Raw genomic sequence first — 20,888 nt, forward strand, 5'->3', positions numbered from 1 at the left:
TCATCGTGCTGACGATCCGAAATCTCTCCAAGACCTTCGCCTCGGCCGGCGAGCCGGTTCACGTGCTGCGCGGCGTCGATCTCGACCTTAAGGCCGGCGAGCGCGTGGCGCTCACCGGCGAATCCGGCAGCGGCAAGAGCACGCTGCTGCACCTGATCGCCGGCCTCGATGCCGCCGACAGCGGCTCGATCCGGCTACAGGATACCGAAGTCACCAAGCTCTCCGACGCCGGGCGCGCAGAGCTGCGGCGCGACCGCATTGGCCTCGTGTTCCAGCAGTTCAACCTGATCCCGTCTCTCTCGGTTGCGGACAATCTCGCCTTCCAGGCGCGGATTGCCGGGCGGCATGATGCGGCCTGGACCAAAGAGCTGGTCGAGCGGCTCGGGCTCGGCAATCTCCTCAGGCGTTATCCAGAGCAATTATCAGGCGGCCAGCAGCAGCGGGTCGCGATCGGCCGGGCGCTCGCGACAAAGCCCTCGCTGCTGCTCGCGGACGAGCCGACCGGCAATTTGGACGAAGACACCGCCGACGACGTGCTGGCGCTGACGCGCGACCTCGTCGCGCGCACCGGCTGCGGCTTCCTGATGGTGACACACAGCCTGCATCTGGCCGGCACGCTCGATCGCCACGTCACCTTGCATGCGGGGCGGATCGCATGAAGCGCGCGCTGTGGATCCTCGCCGTGCTGCTGAGCCATTGGCGGCGTCACAAGATGCAGTTCGCAACGCTCCTGATCGGGCTGATCGCGGCGACGGCGTTGTGGAGCGGCGTGCAGGCGATCAACCAGCAGGCCCGCAACGCCTACGACCGCGCCGCAGCGACGTTCGGCGGCGTGCGCACCGCCATGCTGGTGGCGCCGAATGCGGCGACATTTTCGCAAGACCTGTTCGTCAAGCTCCGCCGCGCCGGCTGGCCGGTCTCGCCGGTGCTGGAAGGACACGTGCAGGTCAACGGACGCTCGGTGCGGCTGCTCGGCATCGAGCCGGTGACGATGCCGACCGATGTCGGCAATGCGCCGCGCCTTGGTGCCTCGGATTTGAGCAGCTTCGTTGCCCCGCCCGGCCAGACGCTGGCGGCGCGGGAGACGCTGAACGATTTGCAGGAGCAGGAGGGCGCGGCGCCGCCGATCAGCAGCGGCGCAAAGCTGCCGCCGCTGCGCGTGCTGCCGCAGCTCGTGCCCGACGTGCTGGTGGTCGACATCGGCGTGGCGCAGCGACTCCTCAACAAGCCGGACCAGGTCTCGCGGCTCCTCATCGGCAAGCCGAAGGGCAAGCCGGCGCCGCTGCAAGACGTCGTCGGCGATCAGCTGCAACGCATCGAGCCGAATGCGGAGACCGAGCTCGAGCGCCTCACCGACAGTTTCCACCTCAACCTCACCGCCTTCGGCCTGCTGTCGTTCTTCGTCGGCCTCTTCATCGTCAACTCCGCCGTCGGCCTTGCCTTCGAGCAGCGGCTGCCGATGCTGCGGACGTTGCGGGCCTGCGGCGCCTCGGCGCGGCTGGTCAACACGGTGCTGGTGATCGAGCTGGTGGCCCTCGCGCTGGTCGCAGGACTGATCGGGCTCGTCTGCGGCTATTTCATCGCGGCGGCGCTGCTGCCGGATGTGGCGGCATCGCTGCGCGGACTCTATGGGGCGCAGATCCCGGGGCAACTCGCATTGCGGCCCGAATGGTGGTTCGCCGGGATCGGCATCAGCATTGCGGGCGCGCTGGTGGCGGCGGCGACCAGCCTGATCAAGGCGATCAGGATGCCGGTGCTGGCGACGGCGCAGCCGCGCGCCTGGCAGCAACGGCAGCGGCGCTGGCTGGTGCTGCAGAGCCTTGCCGCCTGCGCCGTGTTCGCCGTCGCGCTGCTGCTGCTCCATTACGGCGTGTCGCTGATTGCGGGATTCGGCGTGCTGGCAGCACTGATGCTCGGCGCCGCACTGATCCTGCCGGCCTTCCTCGAAATCATCCTGCTCATCGGCCAGCGCTGGTCGCGCGGACCGCTGTCGCTGTGGTTCTGGGCCAATAGCCGGCAGCAACTCTCGGGACTGTCGCTGGCGCTGATGGCGTTGCTGCTCGCGCTCGCCGTCAATGTCGGCGTGTCCACCATGGTGGAAACCTTCAGCCGCACCTTCATCGGCTGGCTCAACGGGCGGCTCGCCGCCGACGTCTACATCAGCGCCGCCGACAACGCCCAAGGCGTTGCGATCCGCAACTGGCTGAGGGAGCGCAGCGATGTGCAGGCGATCCTGTCGGGCGGACGCGCCGAGACGCAGGTGCAGGGCCAGCCGGTTGAATTGTTCGGCCTGCCCGACCATGCGCTCTATCGCGAGCGCTGGCCGCTGCTGGAGACCGCGCCGCGCGCCTGGACCCAGCTCGTGCCGGGCAACGCCGCCTTCATCAGCGAGCAATTGAGCCGCCGCCTCAACGTCCGCGTCGGCGACGTCATCGAGGTGCCGGCGCCGGGCGGCACCTGGGAGCTCGACATCGTCGGCATATATGCCGATTACGGTAATCCCAAGGGCCAGCTCGCTGTGAATGTCGCGGCGCTGATCCGACACTTTCCGCAGACGCCGCAGACCCGAATCGGCCTGATCGTCGCGAAGGGCAATATCGCCGGCCTGATCGCGGCCTTGCAGAAGCAGTTCGCGCTCGACGACCGCAGCGTCGCCGACCAGGCGACGGTGAAGGCGGAATCGATCCGCATCTTCAATCGCACCTTTGCGGTGACGTCGGCGCTGAACGCTTTCACGCTTGGCGTGGCCGGCATTGCGCTCTTGACCAGCCTGCTGACGCTGGCGAATTCACGTCTACCGCAGCTCGCGCCGCTGTGGGCGATCGGCATCACCCGGCCGCGCCTTGCCGCGATCGAATTGACCAAGACGCTGTCGGTCGCACTGTTCACCTCGCTGTTGGCCGTACCGCTCGGGCTGCTGGTGGCGTGGTGCCTGATCGCGATCGTCAACGTGAAGGCGTTCGGCTGGCGGCTGCCGTTCCATGTGTTTCCGCTGCAACTGGTCGAGCTGGTCGCGGTGGCGCTGCTGGCCTCACTGCTTGCTGCGCTGCTGCCGATGCTGCGACTGGCGCGGATGCAGCCGGCGAGCCTCGTCAAGGTGTTTGCCAATGAGCGCTGATCGGATCTCGCGGCGCGCGTTTGCCGGCGGCATCGCCGCGCTCGCTCTGGCACGCCGCGCCAGCGCGCAAGGCTATGCCGGGCTCGGCGAGACCGCCGATGGTTATGCCAAGGTGACGCCGGGAAAGGCCTTTGCTTTCCCCGCCGACCACGGGCCGCATCCGGAGTTTCGTATCGAGTGGTGGTATCTCACCGCGAATCTCGTCGACAGCAGCGGCGCGGCCTGCGGGTTGCAATGGACGCTGTTCCGCCAGGCGGCGCAGCCAGGTCCGCCGGGCGAAGGCTGGGCCAATCAGCAGATCTGGATGGCGCATGCCGCGGTGACGCGCGCAGGCACTCACCGCTTCAGCGAGGTCTTCTCGCGCGGCGGAATCGGGCAGGCCGGTGTCGATGCAAAACCGTTTGCAGCCTGGATCGACGACTGGGAGATGAAAGGTCTTGAAAAGACCGACGATCGCACCCTGGCGCCGCTCTCGCTGAAGGCCTCGGGCACCGACTTCAGCTACGCGCTGACGCTGGAGGCCGATCGTCCGGTGGTGCTGCAGGGCGATCACGGCTACAGCCGCAAGTCCGAGCGCGGACAGGCCTCGTACTATTACAGCCAGCCATTCTATCGTGCGCGCGGCACGCTCACCATCGACGACAGGCCGGTCGACGTCTCCGGCCAGGCCTGGATGGACCGCGAATGGAGCAGCCAGCCGCTCGATGCTGACCAGACCGGGTGGGACTGGCTGTCGCTGCATCTGTCATCCGGCGACAAGCTGATGCTGTACCGGCTGCGCCAGAAAGACGGCAAGGATTATCCGTTCGGCAACTGGATCAATGCTGCCGGCGACACACAGATGATTGCGGGTGGTGATATCCAGATGACACCGAAGGCAATCACTGAAGTCGCGGGCCGCAAGCTGCCGGTGGAATGGCAGATCGCGATCCCCTCGCGCTCGTTCTCGATCCTCTGCAAGCCGCTCAATCCCAGGGCATGGATGCGGACCGGCTTCTCCTATTGGGAGGGACCGCTCAGCTTTGCCGGCACGCATGACGGCGTTGGCTATCTCGAGCTGACCGGGTATTGAAGCGCGATCTGCCTGGATTCTAAAGCGTGATGAGATTGGGACGAATCGTCATCGCGCTTTAGGTTGTTGTTCGAGCATGATCTTTCGGAAAACCGCTGCACACTTTTCCGGATCATGCTCTAGATTTGACGCGTTTTCTTTACGCGAACCGGTATCCACTTCGCTGGAAAACGCTCTGGGGAAATTCGCGATGTATCATCTCACCGCCCTCGTCACGCTGCTGGCGATCGCATTCTATCTCTTCACCTGCATCAACGTCTCGCGCTCGCGCACAAAAACCGGCGTCAAGGTGCCGGCGATGTCGGGCCATCCGGATTTCGAGCGCGCCTTCCGCATCCAGATGAACACGCTGGAATGGATGCCGGTCTTCCTGCCGGCGCTCTGGCTGTTCGCGATCTATATCGGCGATGCCATTGCGGCAGGAATCGGTGCGGTGTGGATCATCGGCCGTATCGTCTATTTCATCGGCTATTCGCAGGCCGCCGCAAAACGCGGCCCGGGTTTCGCGATCCAGGCGCTGGCCGCGATCGCGCTGTGGGCGGGCGCGCTGGGCGCGGTGGTGTTGCGGATGGTGTGAAGCGGGCTGCGCCATAAATTCCGCCGTCGTCCCGGACAAGCGCAGCGAAGCGGAGCGCCGATCCGGGACCCCCGCGCGAGCGCTGCGCTCGTCGCGATACCCACAGGGAGTTGTTTTGCGAAGACTCGGAGTGGGCATCTCGCGCCACACTTCTGCCTGGGGTTATGGGTCCCCGCTCCCGTGCGCAATTGCGCACTAGGCGGGGACGACACCGAGGGTGTAGCGCGAGCGTTGGCTCACTTCGTCAGCGGACAGCCGCTGTCCTTGGCGGTGAAGAACGCCTTGTCGCCGGGGACGGTGGCGAGCAGCTTGTAATAGTCCCAAGGCTTCTTCGATTCCGAGGGCTTCTTGACCTCGAACAGATACATGTCGTGGACCATGCGACCGTTCTCGAGCACCTTGCCGCCTTGCGCGAAATCGTCGTTGACCGGCAGCTCCTTCAGCTTCTTGGAAACGGCCTCCGGGTCCTTGGTGCCGGCGGCCTTGACCGCCTTGAGATAGCTCAGCGTCGCCGAATAGGTACCAGCGTGGATCATGCTCGGCATTCGGCCGGTGCGCTTGAGGAAGCGTTCGCCGAGATTGCGGGTCTTGTCGTTGAGATCCCAGTAATAGCCCTCGGTCAGCACCAGGCCTTGCGCGGCCTGGAGGCCGAGGCCGTTCACCTCGGCGAGCGTCATCAACAGGCCGGCGAGCTTCTGGCCGCCCGAGACGATGCCGAACTCGGATGCCTGCTTGATCGAATTGGTGGTGTCGAGGCCGGCATTGGCGAGGCCGACGATCTTCGCCTTCGAGCTCTGCGCCTGCAGCAGGAACGACGAGAAGTCTGAGGAGTTGAGCGGCACGCGCACCGAGCCGACCACCTTGCCGCCATTGGCGGTGACGATCTCGCTGGTGTCCTTCTCCAGCGCATAGCCGAAGGCGTAGTCCGCAGTGAGGAAGAACCAGGTGTCGCCGCCGGCCTTGGTCAGCGCACCGCCGGTGCCGACGCCGAGCGCGCGGGTGTCATAGGCCCAGTGGAAGCCGTAGGGCTGGCAGGCATCGCCGGTGAGGCGCGAGGTCGCGGCGCCGACGACGATGTCGACCTTCTTCTTTTCCTTGGAAAGCTCGTGGATCGCGAGCGCGACCGAGGAGGTCGTCAGCTCCGTGATCATGTCGACATTCTCGACATCGTACCAGCGCCGCGCGATCGAGGTCGCAAGGTCAGGCTTGTTCTGGTGGTCGGCGGTGACGAGCTCGATCTTCTGGCCCAGCACCTCGCCGCCAAAATCCTCGATCGCCATCTTGGCGGCTTCGACCGACCATTTGCCGCCGTAATCGGCATAGACGCCGGACTGATCGTTGAGAATGCCGATCTTGACGCCTTGCGCGGAGGCCGGCGCCGCCAGCAGCAGGGCCGACATTGCGACGGCGGCCAAAAGGGATGATTTCATGAGTTAGCTCCCAGCAGTGTTCTGTTTTGAAATCGCGCGGATAGTAGTGAAGAACCCCGGCCCTGCCCATCCATTTCATGTTGGTCGTTAGTATGGGCAGCTGTGCGCCAAACAATCGCTGTCGTCCCGGACGAGCGAAGCGAAGATCCGGGACCCATAACCACAGGGCGTGGTTTGACGAAGGCTCGTGGTTACCCCCTTCGCGCCACCACTTCTCCCTGGGGGTATGGGTCCCCGCTTTCGCGAGGACGACAGCGAGGGTGAGGGGACGCCGGTGGCCGCCACTCGCACTTAAGAAGCCGCCACCTCCGGCTTCTTGTCGCGCCGCCCTTCGGCCAGGTTCCGCACCACCACGTAGAAGATCGGCGTGAACAGAAGCCCGAACAGGGTGACGCCGATCATGCCGAAGAACACGGCGACGCCGACCGCCTGTCGCATCTCCGAGCCGGAGCCGGACGAGATCACCAGCGGCAGGACGCCGAGAATGAAGGCGAAGGACGTCATCAGGATCGGCCGCAAACGCAGGCGGCAGGCCTCGATCACCGCCTCCAGCCGCGGCTTGCCTTCGTTCTCGATGTCGCGCGCGAACTCGACGATCAGGATCGCGTTCTTTGCAGCTAAGCCTACCAGCACCACGAAGCCGATCTGGGTGAGGATGTTGACGTCCTGTCCCATGATGCGCACGCCGATGGTGGCAGCTAGCAGGCACATCGGCACGATCAGGATCACCGCGAATGGAAGCGTCCAGCTGCCATATTGCGCGGCGAGCACGAGATAGACGAACAGCACGCAGATCGGGAACACGTAGAGGCCGGCATTGCCGCCGGTGATCTGCTGATAGGACAGGTCGGTCCATTCGAAGGAGAAGCCGCTCGGCAGCGTGTCGTCGGCGAGCTTCTTGATGGTGTTGAGCGCGGTGGTCGAGCTGACGCCCGGCGCCGGCTCGCCCTGCAGTTCGGAGGCCGCATAGAGATTGTAGCGCGCGACGCGGTCAGGGCCCGAGACGTCCTTGAACTCGACCACGCTGCCGAGCATCACCATGTCGCCGGAGGCGTTGCGCGTGCGCAGCCGCGCGAGATCGCTGGCTTCCTTCCGGAACGGGAAGTCCGCCTGCGCCGTGACGTGATAGGTGCGGCCGAACAGGTTGAAGTCGTTGACATAGGTCGATCCGAAATAGGTCTGGATCGTGTCGTTGATGTTCGAGATGGGAACGCCGAGCTTCTGCGCCTTGGTGCGGTCGATGTCGACGAAGAGCTGCGGCGTATTCGCCGTGAACGGCGAGAACACCGTGGGGCCGAGCAGCAACGGCGATTTGCGCGCCGCGGCGACAAGCTCGTCAGTGGCTGCGGCGAGCAGCTCCGGCCCGCGGCCCTGGCGGTCCTGGATGCGGATGGTGAAGCCGCCGCCGGTGCCGATGCCGGGCACGGCCGGCGGCGGAATGACGATGATGAACGCGCCCTGGAGCGCGGCGAGCCGCTTGCGCAGCTCGGCCGTGATGGCGCTCGCCGTCAGCCCCTTCTTCAGCCGCGCCTCGGGCTCGTCAAACACCGGAAACAGCGCGGCCGCGTTGCCCTGCTGCGTGCGCGTTGCACCCGAGAAGCCGGCGAAGGCGGCGACGCGAATGATGCCCGGCGTGTCGAGCGCGATCCGCTCGATCTCGCGCACGATCTCGGTCGTGCGCGCCAGCGACGCCGCGCCCGGCAACTGCACGGAGACGATGATGTAACCGCGGTCCTGGGCGGGAATAAAGCCCTGCGGCGTCGTTCCGATCAGCCAGCCGGCGCTGCCGATCAGCACGACATAGATCAGCAGCATCACCACGGAGTGCCGGATCACGAAATTGGCGAGGCCGGCATAGCCGTGCGAGAGCCGGTCGAACAGGCGATTGAAGACGCCAGTGAAGGCATTCCATCCGCGCGCGATGACGTTCCAGGCGGCAGGCGGTCGCTTCTCCTCGTGCGGAGTGAGGATCAGCGAGGCAAGCGCCGGCGACAGCGTCAGCGAGCAGAAGCAGGAGATCGCGGTCGCGACCGCGATGGTGACGGCGAATTGCTGGAAGAATTGACCGGAAATTCCGCCCAGGAACGCGGTCGGGACGAACACCGCGCAGAGCACCAATGCGATCGAGACCAGTGCGCCACCGACCTCCTCCATGGTTTTCAGCGCGGCATCGCGCCGGCTCAAGCCGTGCTCGAGATGCCGCTCGACGTTCTCGACCACCACGATGGCGTCGTCAACCACGATGCCGACCGCGAGCACCAGGCCGAACAAAGTGAGGTTGTTGATGGAGAAGCCGAGCGCCGCCATCACCGCGAAGGTGCCGACCAGCGAAACGGGAATCGCGATGATCGGAATGATCGCAGGCCGCCAGCCCTGCAGAAACACCAGCACGACGACGACCACGAGCAGCATGGCCTCGTAGATGGTCTTGATCAGCTCGTGGACGGACTGCGCGATGAACTCGGTCGGGTTGTAGCCGATATTGTAGTCGAGACCCCTGGGGAAGCTCTCCTTGAGCTTCGTCATGGTGTCGGAGATGCCCTTGGCGGTCGCAAGCGCATTCGATCCGGGCCGCTGGGTCACCAGCATGCCGACCGCCGATTTCCGCAAGAGGAAGCTGTTGGTGCTGTAGGCCAGCGCACCCAGCTCGATGCGGGCGACGTCGCGCAGACGCACGACGCGACCATCCGAGCCGGCCTTGATCAGGATGTCCTCGAACTGCCTCGGGTCCTTCAGGCGTCCCGTGAAGGTGAGGTTCGGCTGGAAAGCGCGGTCGGTGATCGGCGGCTCGGCGATCTGGCCGCCCGCGATCTGGATGTTCTGCGCGCGGATCGCCGCGATCACCTCGGTCGAGGTCAGGCCGAGATTGGCGATGCGGTCGGGGTCAAGCCACAACCTCATTGAGTAGTCGCGCGCGCCAAAAATCTGGATGTCGCCGACGCCGTCGAGGCGCAGCAGCTGGTCGCGGACCTGGAGCAGCGCGTAGTTGGAGATGTAGAGCTGGTCGAACGTATCGTCCGGCGACAGCATGAACACGACCATCAGGATGTCGGGCGAGTTCTTGCGCGTGGTGACACCGTTGCGCTGGACCTCTTCAGGCAGCCGCGGCTGCGCGATCGCGACGCGGTTCTGTACCAGCACCTGGGCCTTGTCGAGATCGGTGCCGAGCTTGAAGGTGACGGTGATGGTGAGCTGGCCGTTCGAGGTCGCCTGGCTGTAGAGATACAGCATGTCCTCGACGCCGTTGATCTCCTGCTCGATGGGAGCTGCGACCGTGTCGGACACGGTCTGCGCGGAGGCGCCGGGATATTGCGTAGTGACGACGACGGTCGGCGGCACCACTTGCGGATATTCGGAGACCGGCAGCGTGGTGTAGGCGATCGCGCCGACGATCAGCAGCACGATCGACAGCACCATCGCGAGGATGGGCTGGTTGATGGAGAGACGGCCAAGATTCATGACTTGCCACCGGCCGGCGCTTGAGCAGTCTGCGGGGCGACCTTGGCGCCGACGCGGGCGCGCTGGATGCCGTTGACGATGACGCGATCATCGGGCTTCAGCCCTTCTCGGATCACGCGCAGGCCTTCGTCGAGCGGACCGAGCACCACAGCGCGCGCCTCGACGGTGTCGTCAGGCTTGACCACGAACACGATCTTGCGGGACTGGTCGGTCGCGACCGCAGCGTCCGGAATCAGCAGCGCCTCATAGGGCGCGCTGCCGATCAGGCGAACGCGACCGAACTGGCCGGGCAGGATCGACAGATCGGTGTTCTTGACCACGGCGCGGCTGCGCAGCGTGCCGGTGGAGACATCGAGGCGGTTGTCGAGGAAGTTGATGGAACCGTCGTGCGACGGCTTGGTCTCGCCGGCGAGCGTCACCTGCACGGGGTTCGCGGTCTCGCGCGAGCTCGGGCGCTTACCCTCGAACCACAGCTTGCTGTATTTGATGAAGGTCGCTTCATCCATGTCGAAATAGACGTAGATCGGGTCGAGCGCGACGATCGAGGTGAGCAGCGTCGAGGTGCCGGTGTCGCTTCCCTGCACGAGATTGCCGGGGCTGACGAGGTGGCGGCTGACGCGACCGGTGAGTGGCGCGGTCACATGCGTGAACTCGATGTTGAGCCGGGCGGCCTTCAGCGCGCCCGCCGCCTGCGTCTCCGCCGCGTGCGCGGCCTGCAGGGCTTGGCGGCGCTGGTCGACGACCTGCTCGGAGACCGCGCTGGTCTGGACCAGATTCAGACCGCGGTCGAGCTCGCGCTTGGCCAACTCCACCTTGGCGCGCGCATCGGACAGCTGGCCGTCAGCCTGCTCAGCCACCGCCTCGAACGGACGCGGGTCGATCACGTAGAGCAGATCGCCCTGGTGCACGATGGCGCCGTCCTGGAATTCGACCGAGTTGACGAAGCCGCCGACGCGCGGGCGCACCTGCACCTCCTCGATCGCCTCGAAGCGGCCGGTGAACTCGTCCCAATCGGTGACGGTGCGCTTGACCGGTTGGGCCACGGTCACCGGCGCGGGCGGCGGCGCGGCGGCCTGCGAAGTCGGCTGCCCGCAACCAGCGAGAGCGAAGGAAGCGGCGAGGAGGCCCGCGATTGTGTAATGCCGCATCTGAACGAAATCGTGCTTTTTGACAAGTTGCTCGCTTCCGTCCGGTCCAGTCATCCCAGGTCCTCGCATCAAAAGCCGCGGAAAAAGCAGGGTACGCGCCTGCTCGCGGGCGACACAAGATGGGCGGCAATGATGAACACTTCAAGACCAATGCGCGTGCAATGGTGCAACGCATGGCCTGACCGGATGGCGGGTTGACAGGGAGTGGGTCGGCCGCGCACGCGGCGCCTTCTTCGCCTCTCCCCGCGTGCGGGGAGAGGCCGGAGCGCATCGCAAGATGCGATCCGGGTGAGGGGGAATCTCCGCGAGCCGAGCTCTCACCTCCCTCGCGGAGAGCCCCCCTCACCCCAACCCTCTCCCCGCAGGCGGGGAGAGGGAGAAGAAGCGGCCAGCGTTTTCGCACATGACGGGTGGCGGGCGCTCGGCTAGACTCCTCCTACAAAAACAAGACGAATTGTCCGGGGAGGACAGGCGTGCACCAGGGACGTGTCGTTTACGGCGCGATCGAGGAAGTCGTGTTCGGCCATCCGGCGGCGAGCGCCATCGTCGCGCAGATGGACCGGCTGGGAACGCGCCGTGCCTTCCTGATGGTCTCAGGCACGCTCAACCGGCAGACCGACGAGATCACCAAAATCAAGGACGCGCTCGGCGCGCGCTGCGCCGGCCTGTTCGACGCCATGCCGGCGCACACGCCGCGCGAGGCCGTCATCGCAGCCACAAACGCGGCGCGCGAGGTGGACGCCGATCTGATCGTCACCGTGGGCGGCGGCTCGATCACCGACGGCGCCAAGGCGGTTCAGCTCTGCCTTGCCAACGGCATCGACACGATCGAGGGCATCGAGCGCATCCGCGTGCACAAGGGCGTCGCGCCGGAGATGACCGCGCCGAGCGTGCGCCAGGTCAGCGTGCCGACTACAATCGCCGGCGGAGAGTTCAGCTCCATCGCCGGCGTGACCGACCGCGCCGCGCATGTGAAGCAGATGCTGCGGCATCCGCTCACCGTGCCGCGCGCGACCATCCTCGATCCCGCCATCACCGTGCACACGCCGGAATGGCTGTTCCTCTCGACCGGCATCCGCGCCCTCGATCATTGCGTCGAGGCGATCTGCTCGCGCGAGACGCATCCCTATGCCGACGCGCAATCCGTCAAGGGCCTTGCCATGCTCGCCGACGCGCTGCCACGGGTAAAGGCCGACCCTGCCGATCTCGACGCGCGGATGGATGCGCAGATCGGCACCTGGCTGTCGATGGGCGCGCTGGCGGCCGGGGTTCCGATGGGCGCGAGCCACGGCATCGGCTACGTGCTGGGCGCGGCGTTCGACGTGCCGCACGGCTACACCTCCTGCATCATGCTGCCGGCGGTGATGCGCTGGAACGCACGCGACAATGCCGAGCGCCAGATGATCGTCGCCGCCGCGATGGGCTTTCCCGGCCACAACGCCGCCGACGTGTTAGATGCCTTCATCCGTTCGCTCGGCATGCCGCGCAGCCTCGCCGAGATGCGGATCACGCCGGAGCATTTTGGCGCGATCGCCGAGCAGGCGATGCGCACCAACTGGATCCCGCGCAACCCGCGCAGGATCGACGGCCCCGCCGATATCCGCGAAATCCTGCTTCTCGCCGCATGATCCAAGTCGGAGGATAGATGTACACAGGTCACCACGCTCGCCTGCGCCCGCTGCAACCCGCCTTCATCATGGCCGCGACCGGCGAAGCCGTCACCTATCGCGAGCTGGAGGCGCGCAGCAATCGCCTGGCGCATCTGTTCCGCAAGCACGGCTTGAAGCGGCTCGACCACTATTCGATCTTCATGGAGAACAATGCGCGCTATCTCGAAGCCTGCGGCGCGGGCGAGCGCTCCGGTCTCTACTACACCTGCATCAACTCGTTCTTGACGCCGGGCGAGCTCGCTTATCTCCTCGTCAACAGCCAGTCGAAAATTTTGATCACGTCGCGTGCGAAGCTCGACATCGCGCGCGAGGCGATCAACGCGTGTCCTGATGTCAAGCTCTGCATCGTCGCCGACGGTCCCGGCGAGAGCGACCGTATCGTTGGACTGGCGGATGTGACCGCCGATCTGCCGGCGACGCCGATCCCGGATGAATGGCTCGGCACTGCGATGCTGTATTCATCGGGCACGACGGGACGGCCGAAGGGCATTTTGCGGCCACTGCCGGAGGAGCCGCCAAAACACAATCTGCCGCTGTTCGATTTCCTGACGAAACTTTGGCACTACCGCGAGGGCATGATCTACCTGTCGCCGGCCCCGCTCTATCACTCCGCGCCGCAGGCTGCCGTGAACCTCACGATCCGCATGGGCGGCACCGTGATCATCATGGAGACGTTCGATCCCGAGCGCTATCTCCAGCTGGTGCAGCAATGGGGCATCACCCACACCCAGCTGGTGCCGACGATGTTTTCGCGGATGCTGAAGCTGCCGGAAGAGGTGCGCAAGCGCTACGACCTCTCCTCGCTGGAGATCGCGATCCACGCCGCCGCGCCCTGCCCGGCGCTGGTCAAGGACGACATCATCAAATGGTGGGGCCCGATCATCCACGAATATTACGGCGCGACCGAAGGTCTCGGCTTCACCGCCTGCAACAGCGAGGAATGGCTGGCGCATCGCGGCACCGTCGGCAAGGTGCTGCTCGGCGACCTCCACATTCTCGATGAGAACATGCAGCCGTGCCCGACCGGCACGCCCGGCCAAGTCTGGTTCAAGACGGGATCGCCGTTCGAATATTTCAGCGACCCTGAAAAGACCAGGGAGGCGCGCTCGGCCGACGGCAGCATGAGCACGGTCGGCGACGTCGGCTATGTCGACGAGGACCGCTTCCTGTATCTGACCGACCGCGCAACCTTCATGATCATCTCGGGCGGGGTGAACATCTATCCGCAGGAATGCGAGAATCTCTTGATCACCCATCCGAAGGTCGCCGATGCCGCCGTGTTCGGCGTGCCCAATCCCGATCTCGGCGAGGAGGTGAAGGCGGTGGTGCAGCCGATGCCGGGCGTGGTGCCGGGCGAGGCGCTCGCCGAAGAGCTGATCGCCTTCTGCGGCCAGTCGCTGTCGCGCCAGAAGGTGCCGCGCTCGGTCGATTTCGAGAAGGAGCTGCCGCGGCTGCCGACGGGCAAGCTGTACAAGCGGCTGCTAAGGGATCGGTACTGGGGCAACAGGACGTCGCGGATCGTGTGAGGCCCACTGTCGTCCTGGGGCGCGACGAAGTCGCGAACCCGGGACCCATAACCACAGGGAGTGGTTGCCGCGCGAGCAGGTCACTCCGAGTCTTCGCCAAACCGCTTCCTGTGGTTATGGGCCCCGGAGCTGCGCTGCGCTTGTCCGGGACGACGGCGAAGGTTGGCGATGCACCTGCGCAGAACAATCCACACAGGAACCACCTCTTCGCACCTGCACTCTCAATGTGAATGTGTGAAACCCTGCGGCCTTCCGTCATCCGAATTGTCGAGGCGGCATGCGGCCTTACCGGTTGCCTCCCCCTGCCCGCGTCGCTATCGTCTGACAAACAGGCCGCAAAGGCCCAAAAGAACTGATGTCCAGGGAGGATGAGAATGCGGAGCGTGTGGGCGCTCGCCGCAATGGCGGCGCTGTCTGTGCTGACGGCCTCGACCGCCACGCTCGCCGGCGAGCCCAAGCAGGGCGGAATCCTGCGGATGTATCACCGCGACAGCCCCGGCAATGCCTCGATCCATGAAGGCGCGACCTATTCGCTCAATGTTCCCTTCATGCCCGTCTTCAACAACCTCGTCATCTACAAGCAGGACGAAGCCCAGAACAGGATGGACAACATCGTCCCGGAGCTCGCCGAGAGCTGGGCCTGGGTGAACGACAACAAGACCCTGACCTTCAAGCTGCGCCAGGGCGTGAAATGGCACGACGGCAAGCCGTTCACCTCTGCGGACGTCAAATGCACCTTCGAGATGCTGATGGGCAAGTCGCAGCAAAAATTCCGGCAGAACCCACGCAAGACCTGGTACGAGCAGGTCAATGACGTTTCGACCAATGGCGATTTCGAAGTCTCCTTCAACCTGAAGCGGCCGCAGCCCTCGCTGCTGGCGCTGCTCGCTTCGGGCTACACGCCGGTCTATCCCTGCCACGTCTCGCCCGGCGACATGCGCACGCATCCGATCGGAACCGGCCCGTTCAAGTTCGTCGAGTTCAAGGCCAACGAGTCGATCAAGCTGACGCGCAACACCGACTATTGGCGCAAGGGCCGCCCCTATCTCGACGGCATCGAGTTCACCATCATCCCGAACCGCTCGACCGCGATCCTTGCCTTCGTCGCCGGCAAGTTCGACATGACCTTCCCGACCGAGGTGAGCATTCCGCTCTTGAAGGACGTGAAATCGCAGGATCCGAGCGCAGTCTGCGTGGTCGAGCCCAACAACGTCGCCACCAACATCATCGTCAACTCGACCGCGGCGCCGTTTGACAATGCCGACATCCGCAAGGCGATGGCGCTGGCGCTCGACCGCAAGGCCTTCATCAACATCATGTTCGAGGGTCAGGGCGACATCGGCGGCACCATGGAACCAGCGCCGGCCGGACTCTGGGCGATGCCGAAGGAGATGCTGGAGAGCATTCCCGGCTACGGCCCCGACGTGAACGCCAACCGCGAGCAGGCCAAGAAGCTGATGCAGAAGGCCGGTTACGGACCGGACAAGCATCTTGCGGTGAAGATCTCGACCCGCAACATCCCGGTCTACCGCGATCCCGCGGTGATCCTGATCGACCAGCTCAAGAGCATCTATATCGACGGCGAGCTCGACGTGGTCGAAACCGCGAACTGGTTCCCGAAAGTCGCGCGCAAGGACTACATGCTCGGCCTGAACCTTACCGGCAATGCGGTCGACGATCCCGACCAGTCCTTCTATGAAAACTATTCCTGCGGCTCGGAGCGCAACTACACCAACTACTGCAACAAAGAGATCGAGAAGCTGTTCGACGTGCAGTCGCAGGAGACCGATATCGCCAAACGCAAGAAGCTGGTGTGGGAGATCGACAAGAAGTTGCAGGAGGACGTCGCCCGCCCGATCATCTTCCACGCGCGCACCGGCACCTGCTGGAAGCCCTATGTCAAGGGCGTGACCGTGATGTCGAACAGCTCCTATAATGGATACCGCTACGAGGACGTGTGGATGAACAAGTAGCAGCGGGCGGCTGACGGGTTCGACAGGAGGCGATGCATGTTTGCCTATCTGGTGCGGCGCCTGTTCCTGATGCTCGTGACCCTGTTCGGGATCTCGGTCGTCATCTTCTTCCTGCTGCGCATCGTGCCCGGCAACATCGTCGACATCCTGTTCGCCGCCGCCGGCTACGTCGATCCCGCCGACAAGGCCAATCTGGAGAAGGAGCTCGGCATCGACCAGCCGCTGGTCGTGCAGTACTGGCACTGGATCAGCGGTTTCCTGCGCGGCGACTTTGGTTATTCCTACGTCTCGGAGAAGCCGGCGCTGCAGGAGATTTTGCCGCGGATTCCGATCACCGCCCGGCTCGCGGGCCTTGCGCTGCTGTTCTCGGCATCGATCGGCATCCCGCTCGGCGTCATCAGCGCGGTGAAGCAGGGCACGCGGCTCGATTATGCCTTGCGCGTCGTCAGCCTCAGCGGCCTGTCGCTGCCCTCGTTCTGGCTCGGCCTGCTCATCCTCACCGCGTCGGTGGCGATGTTCGGCCAGATGCCGATCTTCAATCCGAATCCGCAGACCTGGCTCGAGGCGTTCGCGACCTACGCCGTGCCGGCCGCCGCTGTCGGCTTCCGCAGCGCGGCGCTGACCATGCGCATCACGCGGTCCTCGATGCTGGAGGTGCTGCGGCAGGACTACATCCGCACCGCGCGCGCCAAGGGCGCATCCGATGCCGCTGTGAACTATCACCACGCGCTGAAGAACGCGATCCTGCCCGTCATCACCGTGATCGGCATCGAGGCGGCATTCCTGATCGGCGGCCTCATCGTCACCGAGACCGTGTTCAACATCCCCGGCGTCGCACGCTTCCTGGTCGAGGCGATCCGCTGGCGCGATTATCCGATCGTGCAGAACCTCGTGATGTTCATCGCTGTCGTCGTCGTGTTCGCGAATTTCACCGTCGACATGCTCTACGCGGTGTTCGACCCGCGGATCAGGTACACGGATTAGGAGAGCTGCTTGGCCGCGATCGACTTTGACGTTGAACTGAGACGCGCCGGGGCGCATGCGACCGGCGGTTGGCGGCGCGTGTTGTTCATGGCGCAGCGACACGTGCTGGGCGCGGCCGGGCTCGTCATCATGACGGTGTTCGTGCTGACAGCCGTCTTCGCCGATTTCATCGCGCGCTACGACCCCCTCACGGTCGACGCCGCGCGCGCGCTGGCACGCCCGAGCTGGGCGCACTGGATGGGCACGGACTCGTTCGGCCGCGACGTGTTCAGCCGCATCATCCACGGCGCGCGGATCTCGCTCGCGGTCGGCATCGGCTCGACCGCGCTCGGCGGCACCATCGGTGTCATCGTCGGCCTCACCTCCGGCTATCTCTCCGGCTGGGTCGACCTCGTGTTCCAGCGCGTCTCCGACGTCCTCCAGGCGCTGCCGCTGCTGGTGCTCGCCTTGATCATGACGGCGGCGCTCGGCCCGTCCCTGCCGAACGTCATCATCGCCATCGCGATCCCGCTGATCCCGACCGTGTCGCGCGTCATCCGCGCCAACACGCTGGCGCTGCGCGAGCAGCCCTTCGTCGAAGCCGCCAAGTCGATCGGCATGAGCGAGGTCCGCATCGCACTGCGGCACGTGCTGCCGAACACGCTGGCGCCGCTGATCGTGCTCGCCACCGCACAACTCGGCTCGACCATCCTCACCGAGGCTTCACTCTCCTTTCTTGGCCTCGGCATTCCCGAGCCTTATCCGTCCTGGGGCCGCATGCTCTCCGAGTCCGCCGCCGAATATGTCCGCACCGCGCCGTGGCTGGTGATCTTCCCCGGCATCGCGATCAGCCTCGCCGTGTTCGGCACCAATTTGTTCGGCGACGCCCTGCGCGACATCCTCGATCCCCGGCAGCGCGGCTGATGGCGCAAGAATCCGACCTCGTGCTCGATGTGAAGAACCTGAAGACGGTGTTCTTCACGAACTCCGGCCTGTTCAAGGCCGTCGACGACGTCTCCTTCACCGTGAAGCGTGGCGAGACGCTGGCGATCGTCGGCGAATCCGGTTGCGGCAAGAGCGTCACCGCGCTGTCACTGATGCGGCTGGTGCCCGATCCGCCCGGACGCATCGTTGGCGGATCTGTTACGCTCGAAGGCACCGATCTGCTGGCGCTGGACGAGGCGCAAATGCGCGCGATCCGGGGAAATCGCATCTCCATGATCTTCCAGGAGCCGATGACCTCGCTCAACCCGGTGATGCGGATCGGCGACCAGATCGTCGAGGCCGTGCGGCTGCACCGGAACATCTCGTCGAAGGAGGCGCAAAACATCGCCGTTGATATGCTGCGGCTGGTGCGCATTCCCGAGCCGGCACGACGTGCGAAGGAGTATCCGCACCAGCTCTCCGGCGGCATGCGCCAGCGCGCGATGATCGCTATGGCGCTGGCGTGCCGGCCGGCACTGCTGATCGCGGACGAGCCGACGACTGCGCTCGACGTCACCATCCAGGCACAGATTTTGGCGCTGATCCTCGATCTCCAGAAGGAGCTCGGCACCGGGCTCGTGCTGATCACGCACGACCTCGGCGTGGTCGCGCAGACCGCGCAGCGCGTCATCGTGATGTATGCGGGGCGGAAGGTCGAGGAAGCCAGCGTCGAGGCGCTGTTCGCCGCGCCGAAGCATCCCTACACGCGCGGGCTGATGGCCTCGATCCCGGCTGTGCCCGCCTCCGGCGTGCCTGCGCAGGCGCGGCTCAATGAAATCCCCGGCACCGTGCCGTCGCTGGTGCGGCTGCCGAAAGGCTGCGCCTTCGCGCCGCGCTGCAAGCTCGCGATCAAGCGCTGCGAGGCAGAATACCCGCCGCTGGCGGATTGGGGCGGCGGCCATCTCGCGGCGTGCTGGCGCGCGGCTGAAGTTGCGGAGGTGGCATGACCCGGGCTCTGCTCGAAGTCACCGACCTCAAGAAATATTATCCGGTGCGCGCCGGCGTGCTGCGCCGACAGGTCGGCACCGTGCACTCGGTCGACGGCGTCTCGTTCTCACTTGGGGCCGGCGAGACGCTCGGCCTCGTCGGCGAATCCGGTTGCGGCAAGTCGACGGTGGCGCGCAGCGTGCTGCGGCTGGTCGAGCCGACCTCGGGCCAGATCCGCCTCGACGGCGAGGACATCACGCATCTGTCCGAAACCGCGCTGCGCCCGCATCGCCGCTCGATGCAGATCGTGTTTCAGGACCCGTTCGCCTCGCTCAATCCGCGCATGACCGCGGGCGATATCGTCGGCGAGCCGCTCGCCGTGCACGGGCTCGCCACCGGCAAGGAGTTGGAGGCGCGCGTCGCAAAACTGTTCGAGCAGGTGGGCCTGCGGGCGGACCAGATGCGCAACTTCCCGCATCAATTCTCCGGCGGCCAGCGCCAGCGCATCTGCATCGCCCGAGCCCTCGCGCTGGAGCCGCGCCTGATCGTCTGCGACGAGCCGGTGTCCGCGCTCGACGTCTCGATCCAGGCGCAGGTGATCAATTTGCTGATCGACCTGCAACGCCAGCATGGCTTCTCCTATCTCTTCATCGCGCACGACCTCGCCGTGGTCGCCCATATCAGCCACCGCGTCGCTGTGATGTATCTTGGCCGCATCGTCGAGATCGCCGGCAAGGACGAGCTGTTCCGCAATCCCAGGCATCCCTACACGCAGGCCCTGCTCGCCTCGGTGCCGATCGCCAACCCGCTCGCGAAGAAGCTGGCGCCGCTGGTCGATGGCGATGTGCCGAGCCCGGTCAATCCGCCCTCCGGCTGCGCGTTTCACACGCGCTGCCGGTTTGCGATGGAGCAGTGCAAGATGGAGCGGCCGGCGCTGGTGGATGCGGGCGACGGGCATCAGGTGGCGTGCCTGCTCAATGACGGGACAGGGCGGGGGCAGTAGACCGCATCGCCCGGATCACCGGCCAAGCCGCCAGCGCGGCGGCGAGATGCTTGAGCGTGTGGCCCGAAACAAGGTGCCTTGTCGCTTCGAAGATGGTCGCGTCGCCGAGCTCGAAAAGCTTGGCCAGCACATAGAAGACAATCACGCCGCCGAGCGGCACGCCGAATGCGCCGGGCCGGGGCCGCGTCAACGCGAGGCCGACAGCGAGCGCCATGCCGCCGAACTGCACGACCGCCCATGGCGTGAGATTCTCGCGTGCCACCCAGGCCGCGAGCGGGCCCGCAAACATCATCAGCACCACCATCGCCAGACCGGCGCGCCTGCTGACGCGTTCGCTGGCCGCGATGCCGAGAAAGCCCGCGAACGCCACCGCCATGCCGAGACGATCGGCCACGAGCCGCTGCGGCGCGTCGGGATCGAGATGATAGATGCTCGACCCGATGCAGGTGAGGATCAAACCCACGAAGAAGCAGCCTGTCCCCACGGGCGCATCATTGCGGGCGCGCAGCAGCATCAGGCCCCAGACGCCCATCGCCACGAAGGTGAGATTGCTCAGCACGTCGCCTGCGTTGGGCCCGCCCAGCCAGAAGCGGGTGTCGACGTAATGCGGGATTGGCCAGGCGGAGGCGTGCAGCGCGGGCGCGAAGAGCGCCGCCAAGGTCAGGACGAAAAGCGCGGCGAGCAGGCATTTCTCGCGAAAGTGCGGGGCGCCGACTGCGAAACGGGGGCGCACTGAGGGGAATATCGCATCGATCGCTTGGACGGGGTCATTTGCGCGCAACATGCGTGGCTCCAGACGAATTGAACGAAGTTCATTATTGATAGCGTAAAAATGAACAACGTTCAATGGGATTGTGCGTAAGCTTTGCGAGCTGGAATGCCTTTGAAATTATTTGGATTTTCGGGGTTCACGACCGAGGAGGTGCCGTAGGGTGGGCAAAGCGAAGCGTGCCCACGATCCCGCACAAAATCACCGGCTATTGGTGGGCACGGCGCTTTGCGCCTTTGCCCACCCTACGATCGCGGTGCTCGCGGCGC

15 protein-coding genes are annotated in these 20,888 nt (G+C 65.3%); 11 read left to right on the top strand and 4 right to left on the bottom strand.

The window, feature by feature from the left end; translation table 11 throughout:
* The first annotated feature begins 5 nt into the window (after window positions 1–5).
* The 4 genes from QA642_RS45745 (at window position 6) to QA642_RS45760 (ending at window position 4,767) form a co-directional block, all read left to right on the top strand.
* Complete coding sequence (locus QA642_RS45745) at window positions 6–659, top strand: ABC transporter ATP-binding protein (protein WP_283082690.1); 654 nt, start codon at window positions 6–8, stop codon at window positions 657–659.
* On the top strand, window positions 656–3,118 hold the full coding sequence (locus QA642_RS45750) for an ABC transporter permease (RefSeq protein ID WP_283082691.1): 2,463 nt from the start codon (window positions 656–658) through the stop codon (window positions 3,116–3,118). The genes QA642_RS45745 and QA642_RS45750 overlap by 4 nt, the downstream gene beginning before the upstream one ends.
* Window positions 3,108–4,190 carry a lipocalin-like domain-containing protein gene (locus QA642_RS45755; RefSeq protein WP_283082692.1) on the top strand — a complete coding sequence of 361 codons (1,083 nt, stop codon included), beginning with the start codon at window positions 3,108–3,110 and terminating at the stop codon, window positions 4,188–4,190. Before QA642_RS45750 ends, QA642_RS45755 begins: the two co-directional genes overlap by 11 nt.
* A 190-nt stretch (window positions 4,191–4,380) precedes the next feature.
* Entirely contained in the window at window positions 4,381–4,767 is a 387-nt protein-coding gene (locus QA642_RS45760; protein ID WP_283082693.1) for an MAPEG family protein, read from the top strand.
* Between the two features lie 236 nt (window positions 4,768–5,003).
* Here the strand turns inward: QA642_RS45760 and QA642_RS45765 are convergent, their stop codons facing one another.
* From QA642_RS45765 to QA642_RS45775, 3 genes are all read right to left on the bottom strand, one after another.
* A complete protein-coding gene (locus QA642_RS45765) occupies window positions 5,004–6,197 on the bottom strand; it encodes an ABC transporter substrate-binding protein (protein ID WP_283082694.1) in 1,194 nt (397 codons plus the stop codon).
* A gap of 291 nt (window positions 6,198–6,488) precedes the next feature.
* Window positions 6,489–9,656, bottom strand: a complete 3,168-nt coding sequence (locus QA642_RS45770) for a multidrug efflux RND transporter permease subunit (protein ID WP_283082695.1) — start codon at window positions 9,654–9,656, stop codon at window positions 6,489–6,491.
* Window positions 9,653–10,858 carry an efflux RND transporter periplasmic adaptor subunit gene (locus QA642_RS45775; RefSeq protein ID WP_283082696.1) on the bottom strand — a complete coding sequence of 402 codons (1,206 nt, stop codon included), beginning with the start codon at window positions 10,856–10,858 and terminating at the stop codon, window positions 9,653–9,655. The genes QA642_RS45770 and QA642_RS45775 overlap by 4 nt, the downstream gene beginning before the upstream one ends.
* 419 nt (window positions 10,859–11,277) lie before the next feature.
* Here QA642_RS45775 and QA642_RS45780 point away from each other — a divergent pair, with 419 nt between their 5' ends.
* The 7 genes from QA642_RS45780 (at window position 11,278) to QA642_RS45810 (ending at window position 19,850) form a co-directional block, all read left to right on the top strand.
* Entirely contained in the window at window positions 11,278–12,432 is a 1,155-nt protein-coding gene (locus tag QA642_RS45780) for an iron-containing alcohol dehydrogenase (RefSeq protein ID WP_283082697.1), read from the top strand.
* Between the two features lie 17 nt (window positions 12,433–12,449).
* Entirely contained in the window at window positions 12,450–14,000 is a 1,551-nt protein-coding gene (locus QA642_RS45785; protein WP_283082698.1) for an AMP-binding protein, read from the top strand.
* A 374-nt stretch (window positions 14,001–14,374) separates the two neighbouring features.
* On the top strand, window positions 14,375–15,973 hold the full coding sequence (locus QA642_RS45790; protein ID WP_283082699.1) for an ABC transporter substrate-binding protein: 1,599 nt from the start codon (window positions 14,375–14,377) through the stop codon (window positions 15,971–15,973).
* A gap of 36 nt (window positions 15,974–16,009) precedes the next feature.
* Window positions 16,010–16,957, top strand: coding sequence for an ABC transporter permease (locus tag QA642_RS45795; RefSeq protein WP_283082700.1), 948 nt, complete (start codon window positions 16,010–16,012; stop codon window positions 16,955–16,957).
* Between the two features lie 9 nt (window positions 16,958–16,966).
* Window positions 16,967–17,860: an ABC transporter permease gene (locus QA642_RS45800; protein WP_283082701.1), complete on the top strand. Its 894-nt coding sequence runs from the start codon at window positions 16,967–16,969 to the stop codon at window positions 17,858–17,860.
* Window positions 17,860–18,867: an ABC transporter ATP-binding protein gene (locus QA642_RS45805; protein ID WP_283082702.1), complete on the top strand. Its 1,008-nt coding sequence runs from the start codon at window positions 17,860–17,862 to the stop codon at window positions 18,865–18,867. The genes QA642_RS45800 and QA642_RS45805 overlap by 1 nt, the downstream gene beginning before the upstream one ends.
* A complete protein-coding gene (locus QA642_RS45810; protein WP_283082703.1) occupies window positions 18,864–19,850 on the top strand; it encodes a dipeptide ABC transporter ATP-binding protein in 987 nt (328 codons plus the stop codon). Before QA642_RS45805 ends, QA642_RS45810 begins: the two co-directional genes overlap by 4 nt.
* On the opposite strand, the gene QA642_RS45815 is transcribed toward QA642_RS45810, so the two are convergent.
* Window positions 19,822–20,634 carry a hypothetical protein gene (locus QA642_RS45815; RefSeq protein WP_283082704.1) on the bottom strand — a complete coding sequence of 271 codons (813 nt, stop codon included), beginning with the start codon at window positions 20,632–20,634 and terminating at the stop codon, window positions 19,822–19,824. The two genes, QA642_RS45810 and QA642_RS45815, sit on opposite strands and share 29 nt — an antisense overlap.
* Window positions 20,635–20,888 lie beyond the last annotated feature (254 nt).

The organism is Bradyrhizobium sp. CB2312 (assembly GCF_029714425.1).
Taxonomy (GTDB): Bacteria; Pseudomonadota; Alphaproteobacteria; order Rhizobiales; family Xanthobacteraceae; genus Bradyrhizobium.